Raw genomic sequence first — 20500 nt, 5'->3', positions numbered from 1 at the left:
GATCAACACTCCTAATCCCAGCTATATTTGGGTTTCTTGAGTCCGTCCTCTATCCATAGGAATCGGCCGGTAATGGAGTCCGACTCCGGCTTTAGCAAATCGGCAATAAGCTGGACAGATTTCGCCGGCGAGTCGCCGCCTGTTCGCTCCACCCAAGCCACCCAGTCCTGCAGCTCCCCCGGCACGCGGACATTGTCCCTTATGGCTTCGAACATTTCCGTTCTCACTTCGCCGGGGTGAAACACGTTCGCAGTCACCCCTGTTCCGCTAAGTTCTGCAGCCAGCTGTCTGGTAAAGTGATTCAACGCCACTTTGCTCGTAGCGTAGGCACTGTTAGTTCCTTCAGGCTCGGCCAATGCTGCCGCTGACGTAACGTTAATGATGCGCCCCCACCCCGCCTTCACCATTTCGCCCGCCAGTGCTCTGCAGATGTAATAAGGACTGACGGCATTGATCATGATCGTTTCCATCCATCCTGTTGGATCGCTTTCCAGAATCGGACCGATTTCTTTGAACACTCCCGCAGCATTCACGACTACGGCCGGGACGCCATAGTTTGTGAAAATGTGCCGAGCCATCGCCTCTACTTCATCCAGCTTCGAAATATCAGCTGCAATCGGGTAAGCCGTCCCGCCTTCTTCCCGGATGATTGCTGCCGTTTCTTCCAGCTTCGCCGCTCGGCGGCCTACCAGTACGAGCTTCGCTCCTTGTTCTGCCAAGCCAACGGCAATGGCTCGCCCGAGCCCGCTTCCGGCCCCTGTTACTAGTGCAATTCGGCCATCCAGCAGCCTTGATGCTTCCGACATACGATCCTCTCCCATACGATGATGCGGATGATAACGATACTTAACTGTTATTGTAGAATAGGTTCAGGTATGCGTCATTGATCACAGTAGACTCAAAATATACGAAATATGACTTTATAAGAAAAGGCTACCGCGCGGGCAGCCTTAGTGAGATATGCGGGCTGTGTGCGATCACCTTGTAACAAGACCAATCATGAACCCATCGTAGCCTTTGCTGCCCACGGTTTGAATCGCAGTGGCTGTAATTCGGGACTCTTCTGCCAAGAGATCATAGAACTGTCTCACCCCTATGACACGAGGATCGGGGTTATTCTCGTCTAGCACCTCGCCTCCACGTACCACATTATCGCCAACGATGACCGTTCCGGGATGGGAGAAATGAAGGGCCCACTTCAAATAAGCTGGATTGTTCGGCTTATCCGCATCAATGAAGATGAAATCGAAGGCCTCCACGCCCTCGTCCCGCATGAGAGCCAATTGCTGCAAAGCTTCGCCCACTCTAATTTCAACTTTATCCTGTACCTGTGCAAGAGCTAGATTAGCTGCTGCAATTTGTGCATGATGGGGGTCGAGCTCAAGTGTGACGAGTTGGCCATTTGAAGGAAGGGCTCTCGCTAACCAGATGGTGCTGTAACCGCCCAAAGTCCCGATCTCCAAGATTCGTTTGGAACCATGCAGCCGTACAAGCAAGTTTAAGAATTTGCCTTGTGCCTGCGAGACATCAATCACCGGTAATCCCGCTTCTTGATTGTTCGTTAGCACGTTATCGAGAATAACATCCTGTTCAATCAACCGCTCCGCAATATACTGATCCACCTTACTCCACACCGCAGCTTGATTCATCATGATCACTTCTCCTTCTCCTTATGAACTTCTGCTTCCAGTGTATTCGAGTTATAATCATAAATATAATATATGTTTAAATTGAATTTATATATTTCATATATGGTTTGACGAATAGGGGGATTGGGATCGCGATGAATCTACATGCCTTACGATTATTTCATGTGATTGCAAGTACGGGGAGTGTCACTCGCGCGTCGGAGCTGCTCAATATCAGCCAGCCCGCCATCACCGCGCAGATTAAGAAATTCGAGAAAGAGCTGCTGCTCCCTCTGCTTAAGCCACAAGGAAGAGGGATCGCTTTAACGGATGCGGGCGAAGAGATCGCTTTGCTGGCGAAGCGACTTTTTGCCGTGGAACAACAAATTGAACAATATGCCCGGGATTACCTAAGCGGCTCGCATGGATGCATTCGTTTGGCAGCGACGTATTTGCCGGCTCATTTCTTGATTCCCGCTTGGATTGCAACCTTCAAACAGCAGTACGAGCAAGTCGAAATGATTATCACCACGACGAATTCCAATGATGCGTTGAAGCAGCTCTTGAATGTAGAGGTCGATATCGCGATTTACGGTGGGATGCCGGAGGCTTATCCGGATACGATTCAGACGGAGGAGTTGTTTCGGGATGAGTTATGGTTCGTCGTTGCTCCCGGGCACCGTTATGCGAATCAACAAATTTCGCTGTCCGACATGATGAAAGAGCCTTTCGTCATGCGCGAAGAAGGAAGCTCCACCCGTGAGCGACTGCTGTCTCTATGCCGCACCTACAACTCCTCGACCCCAACAATCTCCTTGCAATTCAATGGATTGCACGAAGCGATTACCGCTGTAATTGCAGGCTACGGCGCCAACTTCGTCTCTTCGTTGGTTGTGCGAGACTACGTCAAACGCGGAGAACTGTGCCGCGTTTATGTGGAGGGGATCCATCTGACCAACAGCATTGCGATATGTACGCGCAAGCACGAGCCGCTCTCTGCTTCCACGATGAATTTTATCCAGATGATCCGCGCTAACCCGGTTCGCGAGTAGAGTAGCTGAGAGTTCAATCATGGAACTCTCAGCGGCCAAACCAACTAAAACAAAGCTGAGTGTCCAATAATGGAACTCTCAGCTCGTTAAACAAACACAATCCACCTCCGCCGTATGCTGAGCATTCGAAAGTCGAACTCTCAACTGCCAAACCAACTTAAAACAAAGCTGAGAGTCCAATAATGGAACTCTCAACTCACCATTCAAACCCAATCCGCCTCCATCTTATGCCGAAAGTTCGAAAGTTGAGTTTAGTTTCTATCGAAAAACTCTAACGAACCGTAGAGGTCTTATTCGCCTCAAAATAGCTTCAATAAAATTCTAACGAACCGTGGAGGTCTTATTTGGCGTTTTGCATGTTGTTCGCAGTCGATTTCCCTATAATAAGGCCTCTACGATCCGTTAGATTTTCACACCCCAGAATAGATGCGATTTACGTGAACGAAAAGAAACCCGACGTTTATGGAAACGTGGGGTTTCTCTCTACAGGCTGAAAATGCTAGATCGAACAAGCCATCAGCACATTCCCATCCAGGTCTTTAAAAAGAATGACTTCTTCATCCTTGCGTATAATTTCCACGCCAAGCTGAGTTAGAAATTGAAAAGCAGCTTCATGATCAGGAGCAGTTAAACTGAATAACGGCTCAGCAGAAGGGGTTACTTCGTCTCTCTTTTCCAGAAAGATATTCGAGCACTGACTTCCACTTAAGTCGAAGATATGCATGCCCTCTCTGGTTTCCTCCGGGATCGGAAGACCCAGCAAGTTGCAGTACCAATCAACAGATTTCCTCACATTCGTTACATTAACGAAGATTGCCGGAACAATCGGTTTAATTGGAGAAGTCACTGCCTGCTCTACCATATCAATTACCTCCCAATGATGGAAAAAATGTTTATGAAGCTTACCCCTACTCCTATTCTACTCCCGCACGGAATTTCCTTTATTTGTAATCCTACATACTCAGAAAACAAAAAGCTGCCGAATAAGTCGACAGCTTGCGATATTTATAGATAGTAATGATTCGATAACAGTCTTACAACAAGACTCAGCATAATAATCACAATACCTGATGGTATAGATACACATTTGCCTGCAAGTCTTGATTTCTCAAGTACAAGGAAGGCTACTCCGACAAGCAGACCGAAGATAATGGATTTCACATCAGCACTCCCCACCCAGTTCAGTACATACCTATCAGCAAAAATAGATATTAAACAGGTGGCAGCGAGATATAACGGAATACGTAGTTTCATCAGTTAGTCCTTTTTCTCCCATCATAACATTGGAACTGTTTAGGAGATAGGCGTTGAAAACGAAAATCCTCCGATCCCGCCACAAAGGCGAGACCGGAGGCACAGTCAACTTAGTACTGCGATAAATAACCGGAGCCGATGACCGTGATCGACGAGATCCCCGGTCCGGTCCAGCCGACGGCCAGGTTATCTCCACCGCCGCCGTCTTTATGCAGGATTTCAAAATAATACGGCTGACCGGCAGTCAAGGTAATGGATGCCGATTGCTGGGAGCTGTTCTTGTTCCATTCACGAACGCCCGTATATTCGTAGACACTGGCAATCACGGTACCGTTCGAGGGACTGTTGTTGGTGCTGAGCAACAGCTGCGATGCATCGTCACTTGCAATGTAGAATGTATAGGTACCGCTTGTTGCAGGCATGATATAACCGCGAATACGATCCCCGTAGTTATCCGCCCAGTTGGTTGCTCCTTCAAGACTGGTTAGCACGGTTGTGCCCGAAGGCGCTGTGCCCGTTGGAATGCTGCTGACACTCGTTCCGGAGACACCGGTCCAATACTCTTGGATGACGCTGCCCGCACCGCCGCCGCCTGAAGCATTCGTCGTCACACTGATCGATGTGCTCGCAGCGGAAACATTGCCCGCTGCATCCTTGGCTTTGACAGAGAAGGAATAGGCTGTATTCGCTGTCAACCCGCTAACGGTGAATGCCGTACCTGTTGCAGAGCCGACCAGTGTCGTACCGCTGTAGACATCATAGCCGGTTACAGCTACGTTGTCGGTCGAAGCCGACCAGGATAGACTGACGCTCGTGGATGTCTTCGATGGTGAGGTCAGATTGGCCGGTGTTGAAGGTGCTTGCGTATCGGCACCGCCGCTGCCGCCGAGGTTCACATCGCAAGTTTTGTAGGAGCCCGGAATCGGGTCGCCGAACGTGCTGTTGCCGCAATAGACGGAATTCGTGAACGTCCCGTATGCGTAAGAGCCATTGGCTCCATAACGTACTTCTTTCGTTCCGCTGAAGGAGCAAGTATTGTTCTCGCCTGCGCAATTCGTCCAGTTCGCCGCAGCCGAGCTGCTGGTCGTGACGCTAAGCGAGCTGCTGGCCGAGGAGATATTGCCCACGGCATCCTTCGCTTTCACGGTGAACGAGTAGGACGTATTCGCCGTCAAGCCGGAAACGGTGAACGTCGTGCCGGTTGAAGAGCCCGCAAGGACGCTGCCGTTATAAATGTCATAGCCCGTTACACCGACATTGTCGGTCGATGCCGTCCAGGACAGGCTGACGCTCGTGCTCGTCTTCGAAGGCGAAGTGAGGCCTGTCGGCGCGGTTGGCGCTTGCGTATCAGTCGCCGCGTTCGTCGTGACGCCGAGCGCTCCGCTCGCAGCCGATAAGTTGCCGGCCGCATCCTTCGCTTTCACGGTGAAGGAGTAGCTCGTGCTGGCAGTCAAACCGGTCACAGTAAAGGAGTTGCTTGTCGGTGTTCCCACCAGCGTCGAGCCACTATATACCTCATAGCCGGTCACGCCGACATTGTCGGTCGATGCCGTCCATGACAAACTGACGCTCGTGCTCGTCTTCGAAGGCGAAGCGAGTCCGCTCGGTGCAGTCGGCGCCTGCGTATCCGCAGCGGCATTCGTCGTGACGCTAAGCGTATTGCTTGCGGCAGATGCATTGCCAGCCGCATCCTTTGCTTTGACGGTAAAGGAATAGGTCGTCCCTGCGGTTAGACCGCTAACCGTGAACGTCGTTCCCGCCGTCGTGCCTGCCAGCGTAGAGCCGTTGTACACGTCATAGCCCGTTACGGCTACGTTATCCGTCGAGGAAGCCCAAGACAGGTTAACGCTTGTGCTTGTTTTGGACGGCGAAGTCAGACTGCCCGGAGCAGTAGGCGCAGTCGTATCGCTGCTGCCGGTTCCGGCTAAATTTACTTCGCAGGACTTATAGGCACCCGGAGCCGGATCGCCGAATTGGTTGTTCGAGCAAACGACCGAGTTCGTGAAAATCCCATAGTTAAAGCTGCCATTGGCGCCATAACGGACCTCTTTGGTGCCGGTAAAGCTGCAGGTTTGGTTCTCGCCTGCGCAAGCGGTCCAATTCGCGGCCGGATCGGTAGTGGCGGACGCCGAACTGCTCGCCGCCGATACGTTGTTCGAAGCATCCTTCGCTTTGACGCTAAACGTATAGGCCGTGCTAGGCGTCAGCCCGGTTACGGTCTTGAACGTATTGATTGCGCCGGTCGTCGATCCCACCACGGTCGATCCGCTGTAGATATCATAGCCGGTTACGCCCATGTTATCGGTGGATGGCGACCAGGCGAGAGTGACGGTCGTATCCGTGACGTCCGTAATCGTCAGACCTGTCGGCGTCGTCGGCGCTTGCGTATCGCCTACGTCCGTCGTTACATTCAGCGTGTTGCTGGCAGCCGACACGTTGCCCGCCGCATCCTTCGCCTTAACGGTAAAGCTGTACGCCGTGCTAGGTGTTAAACCGTTGACGGTTAAGGACGTAGCGGACGTAGAGCTGTAAAGCGTGCCGCCTTTATAAACATCGTAGCCGATGATGCCGACGTTATCGGTCGCACCGGACCAGGACAGGTCCACGGTTACGTTTGATTTGGACGGGGAGGTAAGCGTCGGCGCCGTTGGCGCTTGCGTATCCGGCGGACCGGCATAGACGTTGACCATCTGCTCCTTCAGGCTTGCGCGGCCCGTATTATCCCAAACGACGAGCGTTACACGATAGTTGCCCGCGGTCTGATACGTGTACGTCGGGCTTGTTGACGTTAACGGAGGTCCTTCGCCCAGATCCCACAGGTTCTCTGCGATGGTGCCGTTGTCCGTAGAGGAGTTGGTGAACGTAATCGGCTGACCGAGCTGCACGGTCAGCGGGGCGCTGAAATTCGCGACGGGCTTCGGATCGCTGAAGCCGCGGCTCGTCAGCTGCGTGTTGGTTCCGTTGCCGCTAACCGTGTTGCCTGACCATTCAAGATCGGCCGCCGCGGATGGATATTGATCGATGGACGCTCCGGCATTGCCCGTAATCGTGTTGTTGATGAAGCTGATCCGATCCGTACCGGAGGCCGTCGTAATCTCGATCGCTTTGCCTCCGTTGTTCGTGATGATGTTGCTGTCGAAGGTCAGGTTCTTCGAATTGCCGTGAATCCGGATCGCGTTGCCGGCATAGCCGGGATAAGCGGCAGCCGGGTTGTTGTTCGGGCCGTTCTTGAACGTATTCTTATAGAAGTATTGGAACTGCTCCGTCTCGCCCGTTCCTTCACCTTGAAGCTGCATGCCCCACATGACGATGTTCTGAACGGTGTTGTAGCCCCAGTATTGGTAGCCGGTGCCCGGGGATTGCTGCATGCCGACTTGCTGACCGCCATCCACTAAGTTGTCGGTCGTCACGCCGTGCGTCACCATAACTTCGAGTCCCATGCCTTTGACCGTGCCGGCCGTGGTATGAACGACATTGCGCCGAACCGCGATAGACTCGGACCGTACGGCGCTGATCCAGTGGTCGACGTTGTTGTCTTCAATGACCGAATTGTTGCAGTTCGTGTGCAGCTCGATCGAGAGGCCGTGCGCATTGACGCCCGATCCCGTAATCGTGTTGCCTTTGACGACAACCCCGTTACAGCCGTCACTTGCGAAGATCCCGCCGCGGCCCGTGTTGGAAATCGTGTTGTTCAGGAACTTCGTATTGTTCGAGTTCCAGCCGGCACGAATCCCTGCGCCCCATTCGGAATTGACGCCGATATTCGAGATCGTATTATTGGAGATAACCGAGTCGGAGGAAGCTGACAGCAGGATGCCAAACGGCGCGAAACCATCCGATTTGGTCAGATCCTTAATGATATTGTCATGAATGTAATGACTGCCGCCGGGCTCGCCCCAGATCCCGGAAACAACATGGTTGTTGCTGTTGCCGTCGATGGTGAGCTGCGCGATCTCAACGCCGGTTTTGCCGCTGAGCGAAATCATATTGTTGTCCATCGTGCCGTTATACTTGATAATGGCTGTCGATTTGCTTTGTCCGATCAGTTTAACGCCTGACTTCGCGACAATCGTCCCGGACGTATAATAAGTACCGGACGGGAAGTACACCGTGTCGCCGCTCGACGCTGCCGTAATGGCATTGTTGATAGCCTGCGTATCATCCGCAGTATCGCCGCCATTAGCTCCGTATGAGGTGATATTGTAACTTGCTGCACTGGCTACTGGTATGGATACGGCTGATAAGAGCATGGATAGAACAGGCACGATCAGGGCAACGCTTGTAACTAATTTTCGCTTTCGGAATTTGAATCTTTTCACTTCATCACAACTCCTTATTCATCATGTGTACGGCTCGATGATACCCTTGCCTGACGTCTGCATGGATCATGTTGCATGTGTACGGAGATTGATAAGCTGCAATCAGCCCCTTTCGCCAACCGGAATGTAAGCGCTTGCCAAACGCTTGTTTTATATGCTACATGCTGGAAGAAGTGGCTGAAAGTGTACAATAATGGAAAGCCTCTTTATGGGATTGGCAGCCGACTATGATTTTTTCGAATTCATGCACTTTCATGAATTTTTCCTATAAAATGGACAATTGTACATGAAAAAAAGGACTATAGGGATGATCCCTACAGCCCTTCAACTAAACCTGACTCATGCTGATTCTACATTCACCTTGGTCATTCGGACTCCTCAATTCAAGTCGAATCCGATACAAGTACTCTCCCCATGCACCTCGCATAATTGGATCCTCAAGCGTAATGGTTTCTACCGAGCCTGCCAACTTCGTACTGTTGTATTGGATGCTAACCTTGTTGTGACTCTCATCCTGCAAAATAAAGCTCCCTTCTCCTTCACGGCGAGGAAGGTGAGGCGACAGCAGCACCCACGTTATATCCTCCGTCACCTGCTGCAGCAAAAATTCATCCTTGATCTCCACATATGAGGTCGAATCACGAATGAGACTTATCGTCCGAATCCAGCTCTTAATCCCGGCAGATTCCGGATAGGCGCCTCCGATATCCATCGCTAAGGATGCAGCATTATCATCAAGCTTACAATCGACATCAACAGCTCGATAGATGCTTCCATTCCTTTGCTCTACGCCATTTACGATCGGAACATTGTGGTAGCCGGATTGCATGGCCCATATCGAATAGCGCTCCGCAAAAAACGATTGCGAGGTATAGGTCAACACCCCGGGATCGATAATCATCGGAGAGCCGTTGCAATACACGATGAAATGACCAATGTCATTATGATTATGGCTCTCATCGTTATGTCCGCCCTTCGCTGCAACGAATAACCCTGCGGACGACCCCTCCTGCTCTCTGGCCACCATCATTTGGATGCCATCCAGCCACGCCTCTCGGACGTAAGGCAGTTCTCCCACATCGTGTTCGATTTCCGAGTAATGAAATAACGCAGGCAGCAGGCGGGACATCGAAGAAAACTCAAGGTCGGTTGCCGCTTCCCGCTCCTTCCTCAGTATCACGGCTCCCAATCCGGCAAGCTTACTATCTCCGATGCGGCGTCCATACCGATAGACGAGCTCTGCCGGAATCTGCACCTTAGGCTTGCTGTCTGCGAAATTAACATAGTAGTCATCATCGATAAACGCTTTGTACAGGTAACGTCCGATTTGCCCAATGAGCGGCTCCTGATAAATATTGATCTCGCCAGCCGTTGCGCTATAGAGCAGCTCCAAGCAATCGAACAGCATTCCGCCGGCGTACATCCAATACTTAGGTCCTTCCTCGCAGCCTCCATCGGGGTAGAGCCGTTCCATATACTGATCCAAGCTGCGCATCGCCTTCATTACCGCTGCTTCACGGCGTTCGGGGTCATCCTCCAGAAGCAGGAATGCCGCTAAACAATTCGAATTACACCATGGATTCCAATTATTCAGCATCCTCTCTTGATTAAAGCCCATCCACCACAGATCGTTCCGATCCAAATACGGATCCAGTATCCGCTTCCTTACCTCATGCTGTATCCGCTCGCAGACCATCTTACTTATGCCATCCAGCCCAGTCCTCAGCAAATAACAAGTCCAAGCAAGCAGTGCTCCAGTCTCCGCCGAGAACAATTCAATAACGGGATCCGTCACATCCGGAAGCGCGCTCTGCCTCTTCATCATATAGCCGTGCCCGGGAATCCCCCAGAACGTTTCCTCGCAGATGCACCATACGCCGTTCACGATGTCATCCAAGAATCGCCCCTTGTTCTCGATACATTCCGCGATGACCAAGGAAGCCAAATCCCGTCTTCGCTCCCATGAAGCCGAATCGTACCGCGACCGATTGCCCGTTCTGCTATAGTCCATGTACGCGGTGGCCGGTAACGGATTCCAGGCACAATTGAGCTTCTCAACGCCTTTATTCACCCAATAGGTACGCAGATGAAGCGGCAATCCGTCCCATGCATCACGGTCATCACTAGTCGGATAAGGCTTGTAATTCTCCCGCGAGATCAATATCCCCCTCAGATCCGCAGTCATATATCGCTGTGCCAGCATAGCATCTTCAACCTCCACCCTGCCAAAAGAAAGGCAAGCAAACGGACAGCCCGCTGCTTGCCTCTTCTCTTATTTAAAATACTTAGCCAAATGCTCCGTCGCCTTCATAACCCCTAGTCTCTCGGCCTCTATAGAGCCCCAGAAACGGTGATCCTCCAGCTCAATGCTTACGGCTCCTGCATAACCAAGCCGATCGAGACGGACAGCTACTCTTCCCCAATCGACTTCCCCATGACCAGGAATCGTATATCGCCAGGCTCCCTCGGAGAAGTCGTATTTCGTTCCGAAGGTTGGTGTGATAACGCCGCTCTCGTACTGCTCTTCGCGAAGGATTTCCGTATCCTTGCCATGGCAGTGATTAATGCGTTCTCCGAATTCGTCCAGCGCACGAAGGTAGTCAATGCCTAAACGCACGAGATGAGAAGGATCGTAATTCAGTCCAAAATGCTTGGAAGGGATCGCCTCGAACATCGCTCTCCACATTTCCGGCGTACAGCCAAGCGTTGGATAGTGCGGCGCAGGTCCGGGCCATCCTTCTATCGCAATATAGATTCCCGTCTGCTCTGCATGGCGTACGAGCTCCGGAAATGTTTCCTTCCAGATCGCGAAACCTTCCTTGCGCGGGAGGGTATGATCCTCAGGCACCAGACACATGAACAGCACGCTTCCGCCTAGGGCAGCAATGGAGCTCAATTGTTTCTTCGCCGCTTCCAGCGCTTCCTCGCGGCGGCCTTCATCGCGGCTCAGCAGCCGTCCTGTATGATGGGCATCAATCGATCCGATGCCTATCCGAGCATCCTCGCAAGCGGCCTTCACTTCGGGAGTCAGATTGGATACATCCAGTACATCAAGCCCAATGCTTGCAGCCCACGCGGCCGTCTTCGCGATTCCTTCCGCCCCAATTCTAGGCGGAATGCGCATTCCTAATTGGATCGTCATGCCGATTGCTCCCCCTTCGCTTCTGCGTCTGCATGCGGCTCGTAGCCGGCAGCTTGATAGATCATCTCCGACAGCTTCACGACCTTCAAGGCAAACTCGCCCGGTACAAGCACCTCATGCCGGCCAAGAATCGCATCGATAAAGCTCTTATCCTGATTGGTCGTCTGCTCCGGAAGCTCCGGCACGATCGCATCTTGTCCGAGGCGGCGCAACGTGATCTTCCCATTATCGTAGAAGACGCCGCCTTGCTCCCCGCAGAATACGAAGGTTTCATGCCAGCACGGCGAGTACCCGACCAAGTTCAAGCCGGCAACGGCCCCTTCCGCGAAACGGATCGACGTGAACGTGTCGATCTCGACGGCGGCGCCGTGCATATGCAGCTGCGGCTTCACTTCAATCGGCGTAAGGCCGGTCGTCCACAGCAGCACATCGATGATGTGACTGCCGGAATCCATCAGGAAGCCGCCGCCGGATAAGGCCGGATCAGCCCGCCAAGAACCGGGCGTTCCTTGTCTCCATTGCTGGTAGAGCGATGCCGTAATCGAAGTGAGCTTACCGATTTCTCCGCTCGCGATCGCATTACGAATATATAAGAATTCCGGTTGAAAGTGGCGTTGGTAGGAAACTTGCATGATTTTGCCTGACTGCTCCGCAACTCGCATTAACTGCTCCGCTTCCTCGGACGAGCAGGTCATTGGCTTCTCGATCAACACATGCCGCCCGCTGCGCAGTACATCCTGCGCCTGAGCGAAATGCAGCGTGTGCGGGGAACAAATAATAACGGCATCGATGTCCGCCTGCTCCAGCATCTCGCGATAATCCGAGAATTGCAGCACGTCGGTCAAGGTGTTTTTCGCAATGAAGTTTTCCCTATTCTTGCTGCTCGTATCGGCGACAGCCTTAATCTCAGCCTCCGGAAGCTCCAGCAGCTGCCGGGCATGCCACCCTGCAATGCCACCTGTTCCGATGAATCCAATGCGTACTTTATTCATGTCCATACCTCCCAAGAATGAATGTACTGCTAAGTTCCACACGCGAACCGAGCTCTTACTCTACCAAACCGGAACGCTCCACGCCTTGAATGAAATAGCGCTGAAGGAAGAAATAAACCAGCAGCATCGGCAGCAGAGCCATGAAAGTAGCGGCCATTACAACAGGTAAACTGAAGACTTCAAAGCTGCTGCCCGTTAACGTATCCAGCGATTGATAGAGACGAGGCAGCATCATCGGCAGCGTGAATTTCTCTTCCGAGGTCAGGAAGATCGACGGTTCGAAGAAATCATTCCAATGCCATACGAGCGACAACAGCATAGTGACTACAATAGCGGGCGGCGTAAGCGGCAATATAATCTTCCAATACACCTTGAAGCTGCCGCATCCATCCACTCGGGCTGCATCCTCGAGCTCCCAAGGAAGCCCGCGGAACAGCTGGCGGAAGATGAAGATGAACAGCGCACCGCGAAGCCCGCCTGCGAAGAAAGACGGGACAATGAGCGGCATGACGCTATCGAGCCAGCCCATTGTTTTGTACTGCATAAACAGAGGTACAATGATCGTTTGCGGCGGAATAATCATCGTGAACATGCATAGGAAGAACAGAAGCTCGCGCCCGGGAAACTTGATGCGGGCAAAGCCATAAGCAACAAAGGAACAGGACAGCACCTGGCCGACCACGCTCAAGACGGCAATGAGAGCGGAGTTATTGAAGTGCGTCATGAATTGCAGGCCCTTCATTCCGTAATAGAAATTCTCCCAAGCCAGACTTGTCGGAATCCACTTAATCGTAAAATCCATCAGATCCACCGGATGTTTAAGCGCAGTCGTAACCATATAGATGAATGGATAAAGGAACACGAAAGCCAAATCAATCAGAATGACATAGACGAAGGTGCGATAGATGAGCGAGATCCAGCGGCTCTTGCTCCCGATTCGGCTTACCAAGCTGTGGTTTCGGATCGCCTTTACTTTGCTGCCCACCTCTGTTTGCGTAACAGCAGCAACACGCTGCTTGGATTTCGGAATGGGAATCGACTTCACGCTGCAATCACCTCCTGTATTATTTTTCCCCTGTGTACACTACAAAGCGCTTGGTAGAAACGAATACGAGAATGAGCAGCACGAAAATAAACAGGAAGTAGATCCAGCCCATTCCGGAAGCATACCCCATCTGGATGTCGGTAAAGGCCGTATCTTTGATATAAACCATCATCCTATTGTTGATATCCGTAAAGGAATCGACGCACGTATAGACCAAATTAAGCAGAATGATCGGCGTCATGAGCGGCAGGGTGATTTTCCAGAACATCTCCCACTCGGTCGCGCCATCGCATCTTGCCGATTCATACAGGGACACGGATATGCCTTGAAGTCCGGCTAAGAATAGCAGAATTTGCACGCCTGTCTTCCAGAAGATTACGGTGAGCCGGCTTAACATATCGAAGACGATCTGCGAGAAAGTAGGTCCCATATAGAGAAACACTTCATCCGGAACGCCGATTCCGTTGACCAGCGTATCCTTGCCTACCCCGGCATACAGCAGCTGCTGCATTGCCAGACCGGAACCGATCAATACGGGCAGGAAGAATGCGGCTCGGAAGAATGCTCGGCCTTTAATGTTATGGTTGAGTAGAATCGCGATAAACAATGAAAACACGAGTACAAGCGGCGTATTGATGACCGCATCTTGTATGACCGAGATAAACAGCGGAATAAACTGCGTATCGAGCACGAAAGCGCGATTGAAATTGTCCCAGCCCACAGACTCCAGCTCGAAATTTCCTACGCCGACGACCTCATGAAAGCTAAGCCACAGGGAATACACCAAGGGATAGCACATAAACAAGGCGAAGCCGATTGCCCATGGGGCGATATAAACATAGCCAGCCAGCATCTTCTTCTTCTCTAAACTCATCCTCCGCTCGCTCATGCTTATCCCCCCTTCGGTACGACGATAAAGTCTTTATCCGGCACAAGGTGACCATCGATCTTGACCTCGCGCGGCAAATAATTGACGATTAGTCGACTTCCATCCTCATAAACGACCTCATAGACGTCCTTCTCCAGCTTGCGATGCCCTACCATCGTCTGCGACCATACCGGCTGAAGCTTCTCGCTCATCTCTTTGTATTGATCGACCGCTTGATCGACCCAGTTGTGATAAGCTGAGCTGAACAAATCGCTGTAATACGTGTCTTTGAGATCCTCGGAATGTTTCTTCGTAAATTGGTAGTAAGGCATATAGCCGTATTCCACCATCTTCAGAAACTGCAGCCGCGGATCGTAAAATAAATTCTGCGCATCACCCGAGTATGGGATCAGCCCGTGCACGACCATTTGGTAGAACGGAATCGTTTCATCGGTGAAGAAATAGCCGCTGTCTTCCATTGGAATACTGAACAAACGAGACGAGTGGGGAATGGTATATCCGTTGCCCCCGATTGACGCAGCTGCGCCAAACTGGTCTACCGATTTGCCCATCATCTCCAGCCACTTCGAAGCCGTTCCTTCTCGATTCAACGGGTAAGCCTTATTGTAATCGTAGTAGTCCGTATAACCGATACCGTCGAAATTAATGCCGGTAATCGCCAGTTTGCTTAGCGGATCAAGCACCTTATCTTGAAAACGTTCATTTTGCTTGCCCGCATTCAAGTAGAAGAGCTCGCTATACCGATCCGTGACGGCAAAGTGATTCGCTCCGACAACGACATCGCTGCGTGTAGAGAAGCCGTCGACGCCTTTCCAGGCCATGATGTAATTGTCCTGTAGAAACAGCTGATCGTTATTCGCCTTGGCATACTCGCTTAATTTCTTTAGTCCGCTTGTGCCGCCGATCTTCGAAGATGGTTTATAGCCGGATGGGTACTCCAAGTAGCCCTCTCTGGTCCAGCCCAGCAGATTGGCGGAGATGCTGCTTACTCCCCGCTTGTTCAGATCCTCCATGATGTCCTGCGCTTCTTCGAAGGATGTCGTAGGAATGAAATGATCGAACAGAATTTGGCCTTCCTTAATGCCCATCAGCAGATCAAGTCCGAACGGAATCGCTTCTCCCTTCTTGATGCGCGGAGCGACCCCTTTCTCATCGATGAGATATTGCCGATACGCGGAAGCCATATGGCTGTAATCCGCTTCCTTGCCGCTAAAGAACACATAACGAATGGTATGATCTTCCCGCAGCAGCTGCTTCTCCGGTTTCTTGGTCAAATTCCCGTCCTTCTTCACCGCTTCATACTCACGCCTATAGACAAGCTCCGAGGATACGCGATTCATATTGATCAAGTAACCGCTCGGCGAATACAGAATGTTCGCATCGTACTCGCCTTTCGTGATCATGCCGAGGAAAGCATTATCGTTCACCTTCAAGCCGAATATGGGCAACAGCGCATTCTGCTGCCGTTGATAGTTATTGAATGAGATCGTATCCGAACCATACACGCTTGCCTTGTAGGGATTTAAATAATTCGGATGGTTCGACTTAAAGGTCGACAGCGCTCCTGGACCATCCGGGTAAATCGCATAGCCTTGATCATGATCCAAGGCCGCTCCGAAGAACGGAAGAGGCGATATCGCCATCAGCCAATTATTCTCTGCTTCTTGGATCGATTGGCCGGGAACGGTGACCTCCAGGGCATTCCCTTTCAATTCGAAAATCATATCGAAACTGATCTGTAATCTTGGCAATTCATAGTGAACGGATATTCCGTTATCCAGCGCCGTTGTCTTGATCTTCGGCTGCTCGATCACCGAGTTCGTCTCCTGCGTTTCAAGCGCCGGCAAATTCGGATCCGTAAACGTCATGTGGAAGATAGACTGGCTGCTAGCGGTCCATAGATCATTGCCTTCCGTTGCCGCGTCCTGAATCGGAACGGCCGATTGCCATGTATAGCCATTGCTCTTATCCTTCACCACAATCGCCGAATCGGAAGAACGGAACAGCAGCTCAAGCCGCTCGGTTTCCCCCACTTTCTTGAATTCGGTTGGCGTCTGCTGCTCTGCATCACTGGTTGGCGTATCGGCCGCAGCCTCCACCACTTCGTTCTTCGGCTTCATTTCCAGCTGCGCGCGGGCAATGGCACTCTTGACCGAAGGTAAGGCAATGATGACCAGAAGCACCACAATGACGGCAACGACTGCTGCATAGATGGTTTTGCGATTCGCTATTCTCGTAATCATGGTACCCCCTTAATTCTCCCACAAGTATCTGATTTCAATGGAGACTTCACGTACGAATTGCAGGACATGATTCGTCAGGGAGAAGACGAGACCAACCGTTCCCCAGAAGGTGATAAACGCAAATATGGACAGCAGGAGGACGCCTACCGATTTCTTGAAGGAATAATCATTCAGCACCTTCAGCTGGATAAAGATAAGCAGCGCGACCCATAACCAGATGATGAGATTGATGCTGTTGTACAGCCCCAGCTCGCCTCTTGATAACACCAAGGAAATCGCGGCGAGCGGAATCGCGAATACGATATACGGAATGAGGGCGTAGGACATCGCCGTTAAGATTTGGCTGAAATACGCCTCGCCGTCCATAATAGCCGTAATCAGATAACAAGCGATAACCCCCGATATCAGCGGCACTACGAAACGGATGATTTCCAAGTTCAAATCGGCGTATTCCGGCTGCAGGGACGTAATATGGAAGCTAGTCATATAGATCGTGACGATTCGAACACATAAGGTGAGCAGAATGAGCACGACTGCCGACATGAGATGTTTCTTCTTCTGCAGCTCTTCAAAGGCATCCACCGGATGGAAGAGAATGGCTACCCCGAGCCGCAGCGAACGCAGACCGGACTGTTTCACAGCTGCTGTATTCAATAGCCATACCTCCTAATGACGGTGTTCGTAATGCGAATCATGAATTTCACGATGAGATAAATCACGTAAATGATGAGAACGGCAGCGATGAGAATCCAACCGAGATATTCGCGCATAAAGTCATGCCTGTACTCGGCAAAGGCCTTCGAATACCCATCCTGATCTTCGCCCAGTTTGAATTCCTTCATGGCCTCTTTCCATTTCTCTTCCTTCATCAGCGCTTTGGCCACGCCGCGATGGGCTAACGGGTAATTCTCATCGATCTTCAGAACTTCCTTCCAAGGGACTAATGCCTCTTGATAACGGCCGTTATAATGCAGCTGACTGGCTTCATGGACGAGCTCTGCAAACCGCGTCGGCTTGAACATCTGAATGTTGTTCCGATCTCGGTCAAGCACGTAGATGGTGCCTGCTTGATCGACAACGATACTCGACGGATACTCGAACCTGCTCTTCGCATCGCCTTGACCGCCGAATACGGCCAGCAAATTTCCCTCTTGATCGTACTGATAGATCTTCCGTGACATGGCATCCAGCGCATTGATAATGCCATACTGATCAATCGCCAGATCGGCGAAATAAGGAAGCTCCAGCGTTCCGCTGTCAATTGACGATTCACCGAAGAACTTCTTGGTGTAGATGTTCTCCCCCATGGCATTGAACTTCTTCAGCTGATCGCCGCTGCTCAGCACGGTTGGCGCATAGATGAATCCCTTGCTGTCAATGGTCAGATTGGAATTCTGCTGCGGAACCGCATTGTTGAGCTGCTCCCTCTGCTCGGGCGTTGCCAGTACGCGAATAAGGAGCTTCTTCCAATCGAAAGGAACCCGGTTGGCTCCGATATAGCCTCGAAACCGGTTCATGGCATCGATCATCATAAAGCCGCTGTAGTCGGTCTTATTCAGCACGTACAAATAACCGCGCCGATCCATAATGACTTTATCCGGGGCGAATTCCAAATCCTCGCTTAGCAAGGAAGACTCCGGCTTCACGAATTCTTCGACGAGCTTCCCTTCCGGCGACAAATGGATGACCTTGCCGCTGCCCGTGTCCGCTACGAACATATCGCCAAGCGTATCGACGAATATGCCGCTAGGCTGGTCGAGCTCGACGCCCTGCTCCTTGCCATAGATACCCAGCACTTTCCCGTCGTTGTTTAGTTTCACGATCCGATTGTTATCCGTATCCGCGACATACAACTGTCCCTTCTCGTCGATAAACAAGTCGCTTGGTTTATTTAAGCCAGGCGTGCCGACATCGAGAATGACATTGTCTACCGTGTACGTGAGCGGAATCGGAATTTTGTAGCCATACATCGGATCAAGCGTATACGACATTTGCGGTAATGCATTGGCGGCGGGTAAAGCTCCAAGCAGAACGAGCAGACAACAGCCGATTATGCTTGCTGAGATACGTTTGATCATCGTGTCCGCCCCCTAAGATTTGATCCCGGAATGGACCATCGTGTTCATGATAAGCTTCTGAAACAGCAGGAAGATTAAGATAGGCGGAAGCGTAATCAAGAACGTGCCTGCGGCAAGTGCGCCCGAGCGCGCAACAACCCCAGGTCCCCCGGCAAGCGTTTGGATGGCCAGCGGGAGTGTCTTCATCGCTTCACTTGTCGTAAAGACAAGCGCGGAGAAATAATCATTCCAGTTGCCGATGAAGGTGAAGATGACCAAGGTTGCCCAGGCTGGCTTGCTCACCGCCATAATGACGCGCCAGAAGATCTTCCATTCCGAAGCGCCGTCGATATGCGCGGCTTCGATTAAGGCATCGGGAATCTGATCGAAGAACTGTTTCATCAGGAAGATATTGAAGGCAACCGCGACCTTCGGCAGTATTAATGCCCAGTACGTGTTGACTAAACCCAGCTTCGACACGATCAAGTAAGTCGGGATCTGCGTCACCTGCGGCGAGAACATCAGTGCCGACAGAATAACGGCGAAGATGAAGCCCGCCCCCGGCGGCTTGAATTTGGAGAGCACGTAGGCGCCCAAGCTGCATACGAACAAGCTTGCCGCTACGATGGAAATTGAAATGAATACGCTGTTGAAGATATAACGAGAGAAGGGCACGATCGAGCTGTCCGTTGCAGTCAGCAAATCATAGAAGCTGCGCATCGTCGGCTTCTGCACGAAAAATCTCGGCGGATAAAGAAATAGCTCGTCCAGCGGCTTGAAGGCGGTTGATACCATGTAAATGATCGGCATGGCCGTAAAACCGACCAGCGCGATCATGACTAGGTACAACAGTCCCCGGTTAAAGCGGGCCGCAAATTTCGCATAGTTTACCGTCACGTCCTTTGGCCCCCTTATTGTTCTTTGGATGATAACAGCTTCATTACGATTCGCCCTAATCCGAAGGTCAAGAAGAACAAGAAGACCGCGATGGAAGATGCGTATCCGAGCTCGAACCGAATGAAAGCATAATCGAAGAGATGCGAGATAATGGTATGCCCGGCGTAGTTCGGGCTTGGCATGCCCGCAATGGCCACGGCAATGTCGAATACGCCAAAGGCGGCGACGATGGAGTTGACCGCGCCGAACAAGAGCTGCGGTTTCATCAAGGGCAGCGTAATAAACCACAGCTCTTGGAATCTGCTTGATATGCCGTCAATCGAACCCGCTTCATAGAGCTCGGGCGATACATTCTGCAAGCCTGCAAGGAAGACCAGGAAGCCGGTCCCCATGCTCATCCATAACGAAACGATGATGATCACCGGCATGATCGTATCCGGGTCGGTCGTCCACAGGATCGGTTCGCTGATCATGCCCCAGCTGAGCATCCAGTTGTTCAATAATCCGTAACGGTCTCCCGAGAAAATATAGAGCCAGACGATCGATAACGCGATCCCGCTCGTAATCGACGGCACATAGAAAGCGAGCGAGAAGAGCATTTTGGCGCGCAGCGTGTTGATGATCCAGGCGAGCAGGAAAGAGAGACAGTAGCTCAGCGGTCCTGCTATGACGGCGAAGATAAACGTATTCTTCAGTGACTTGATGAAGATATCGTCTTCCAAGAACAACACGCTGTAATTCGAGAGGCCGACCCACTTCGCCGGTTGAAGCATGTTGTAATAGGTGAAGCTCAGATAGACGGATTGAACGACTGGGACAACCGTAAAGACGATGAACAGAATGAGGAATGGACTCAGAAACAAGTAACCTAGCGCAGCCTTTCGGCCGGCCTGGGATAATTTGAATCGGCTTACCTTCTGTGATTTCAGCTGAAGCGGATTATTCACTTCTACACTGCTTTGCATACCGCTCCTCCTCGTGC

At 51.6% G+C, this 20500-nt stretch carries 16 protein-coding genes; 1 reads left to right on the top strand and 15 read right to left on the bottom strand.

The window, feature by feature from the left end:
• Positions 1-11 precede the first annotated feature (11 nt).
• A complete protein-coding gene (locus BLW29_RS15275) occupies positions 12-806 on the bottom strand; it encodes an SDR family NAD(P)-dependent oxidoreductase (RefSeq protein ID WP_177186643.1) in 795 nt (264 codons plus the stop codon).
• A 171-nt stretch (positions 807-977) separates the two neighbouring features.
• Positions 978-1649: an O-methyltransferase gene (locus tag BLW29_RS15270; RefSeq protein WP_090981188.1), complete on the bottom strand. Its 672-nt coding sequence runs from the start codon at positions 1647-1649 to the stop codon at positions 978-980.
• Positions 1650-1783: 134 nt separating this feature from the next.
• On the opposite strand from BLW29_RS15270, the gene BLW29_RS15265 reads away from it, so the two are divergent.
• Positions 1784-2680 (top strand): LysR substrate-binding domain-containing protein, encoded by an 897-nt coding sequence (locus BLW29_RS15265; protein ID WP_090980971.1) that lies wholly within the window; start codon positions 1784-1786, stop codon positions 2678-2680.
• A 499-nt stretch (positions 2681-3179) separates the two neighbouring features.
• Here the strand turns inward: BLW29_RS15265 and BLW29_RS15260 are convergent, their stop codons facing one another.
• From BLW29_RS15260 to BLW29_RS15185, 13 genes are all read right to left on the bottom strand, one after another.
• On the bottom strand, positions 3180-3542 hold the full coding sequence (locus BLW29_RS15260) for a VOC family protein (protein ID WP_090980969.1): 363 nt from the start codon (positions 3540-3542) through the stop codon (positions 3180-3182).
• A gap of 143 nt (positions 3543-3685) precedes the next feature.
• Positions 3686-3841: a hypothetical protein gene (locus BLW29_RS31455; RefSeq protein ID WP_177186642.1), complete on the bottom strand. Its 156-nt coding sequence runs from the start codon at positions 3839-3841 to the stop codon at positions 3686-3688.
• 203 nt (positions 3842-4044) lie between these two features.
• Positions 4045-8253 (bottom strand): fibronectin type III domain-containing protein, encoded by a 4209-nt coding sequence (locus BLW29_RS31615; protein WP_218147110.1) that lies wholly within the window; start codon positions 8251-8253, stop codon positions 4045-4047.
• A gap of 328 nt (positions 8254-8581) precedes the next feature.
• Positions 8582-10456 (bottom strand): heparinase II/III domain-containing protein, encoded by a 1875-nt coding sequence (locus BLW29_RS15230; RefSeq protein WP_090980967.1) that lies wholly within the window; start codon positions 10454-10456, stop codon positions 8582-8584.
• 69 nt (positions 10457-10525) lie between these two features.
• Positions 10526-11395 (bottom strand): sugar phosphate isomerase/epimerase family protein, encoded by an 870-nt coding sequence (locus tag BLW29_RS15225; RefSeq protein ID WP_090980965.1) that lies wholly within the window; start codon positions 11393-11395, stop codon positions 10526-10528.
• Positions 11392-12387, bottom strand: a complete 996-nt coding sequence (locus BLW29_RS15220; RefSeq protein WP_090980963.1) for a Gfo/Idh/MocA family protein — start codon at positions 12385-12387, stop codon at positions 11392-11394. The genes BLW29_RS15225 and BLW29_RS15220 overlap by 4 nt, the downstream gene beginning before the upstream one ends.
• A gap of 55 nt (positions 12388-12442) precedes the next feature.
• Positions 12443-13432 (bottom strand): carbohydrate ABC transporter permease, encoded by a 990-nt coding sequence (locus tag BLW29_RS15215; RefSeq protein WP_090980961.1) that lies wholly within the window; start codon positions 13430-13432, stop codon positions 12443-12445.
• Between the two features lie 19 nt (positions 13433-13451).
• Positions 13452-14321 (bottom strand): carbohydrate ABC transporter permease, encoded by an 870-nt coding sequence (locus BLW29_RS15210; RefSeq protein ID WP_090980959.1) that lies wholly within the window; start codon positions 14319-14321, stop codon positions 13452-13454.
• A gap of 2 nt (positions 14322-14323) precedes the next feature.
• A complete protein-coding gene (locus tag BLW29_RS15205) occupies positions 14324-16564 on the bottom strand; it encodes a DUF5696 domain-containing protein (RefSeq protein ID WP_090980957.1) in 2241 nt (746 codons plus the stop codon).
• Positions 16565-16573: 9 nt separating this feature from the next.
• Complete coding sequence (locus BLW29_RS15200) at positions 16574-17218, bottom strand: Yip1 family protein (protein ID WP_090980955.1); 645 nt, start codon at positions 17216-17218, stop codon at positions 16574-16576.
• Positions 17215-18642 (bottom strand): SMP-30/gluconolactonase/LRE family protein, encoded by a 1428-nt coding sequence (locus tag BLW29_RS15195; RefSeq protein ID WP_090980954.1) that lies wholly within the window; start codon positions 18640-18642, stop codon positions 17215-17217. The genes BLW29_RS15200 and BLW29_RS15195 overlap by 4 nt, the downstream gene beginning before the upstream one ends.
• A 12-nt stretch (positions 18643-18654) precedes the next feature.
• Positions 18655-19518, bottom strand: a complete 864-nt coding sequence (locus tag BLW29_RS15190) for a carbohydrate ABC transporter permease (RefSeq protein WP_218147109.1) — start codon at positions 19516-19518, stop codon at positions 18655-18657.
• 14 nt (positions 19519-19532) lie between these two features.
• Entirely contained in the window at positions 19533-20483 is a 951-nt protein-coding gene (locus BLW29_RS15185; RefSeq protein ID WP_090980951.1) for a carbohydrate ABC transporter permease, read from the bottom strand.
• Between the last annotated feature and the right edge of the window lie 17 nt (positions 20484-20500).

The sequence above is a fragment of the Paenibacillus sp. CF384 genome (assembly GCF_900106745.1).
Lineage (GTDB): Bacteria > Bacillota > Bacilli > Paenibacillales > Paenibacillaceae > Paenibacillus_Z.
This window is presented reverse-complemented; position numbering and strand designations above follow the sequence as displayed.

Excerpts from the sequence above, each read along its gene's own strand:
- BLW29_RS15275 (WP_177186643.1), bottom strand. The coding sequence starts at position 806 with ATGTCGGAAGCATCAAGGCTGCTGGATGGCCGAATTGCACTAGTAACA.
- BLW29_RS15270 (WP_090981188.1), bottom strand. The coding sequence starts at position 1,649 with ATGAATCAAGCTGCGGTGTGGAGTAAGGTGGATCAGTATATTGCGGAG.
- BLW29_RS15265 (WP_090980971.1), top strand. The coding sequence starts at position 1,784 with ATGAATCTACATGCCTTACGATTATTTCATGTGATTGCAAGTACGGGG.
- BLW29_RS15260 (WP_090980969.1), bottom strand. The coding sequence starts at position 3,542 with ATGGTAGAGCAGGCAGTGACTTCTCCAATTAAACCGATTGTTCCGGCA.
- BLW29_RS15230 (WP_090980967.1), bottom strand. The coding sequence starts at position 10,456 with ATGCTGGCACAGCGATATATGACTGCGGATCTGAGGGGGATATTGATC.
- BLW29_RS15225 (WP_090980965.1), bottom strand. The coding sequence starts at position 11,395 with ATGACGATCCAATTAGGAATGCGCATTCCGCCTAGAATTGGGGCGGAA.
- BLW29_RS15220 (WP_090980963.1), bottom strand. The coding sequence starts at position 12,387 with ATGAATAAAGTACGCATTGGATTCATCGGAACAGGTGGCATTGCAGGG.
- BLW29_RS15210 (WP_090980959.1), bottom strand. The coding sequence starts at position 14,321 with ATGAGCGAGCGGAGGATGAGTTTAGAGAAGAAGAAGATGCTGGCTGGC.
- BLW29_RS15205 (WP_090980957.1), bottom strand. The coding sequence starts at position 16,564 with ATGATTACGAGAATAGCGAATCGCAAAACCATCTATGCAGCAGTCGTT.
- BLW29_RS15195 (WP_090980954.1), bottom strand. The coding sequence starts at position 18,642 with ATGATCAAACGTATCTCAGCAAGCATAATCGGCTGTTGTCTGCTCGTT.
- BLW29_RS15185 (WP_090980951.1), bottom strand. The coding sequence starts at position 20,483 with ATGCAAAGCAGTGTAGAAGTGAATAATCCGCTTCAGCTGAAATCACAG.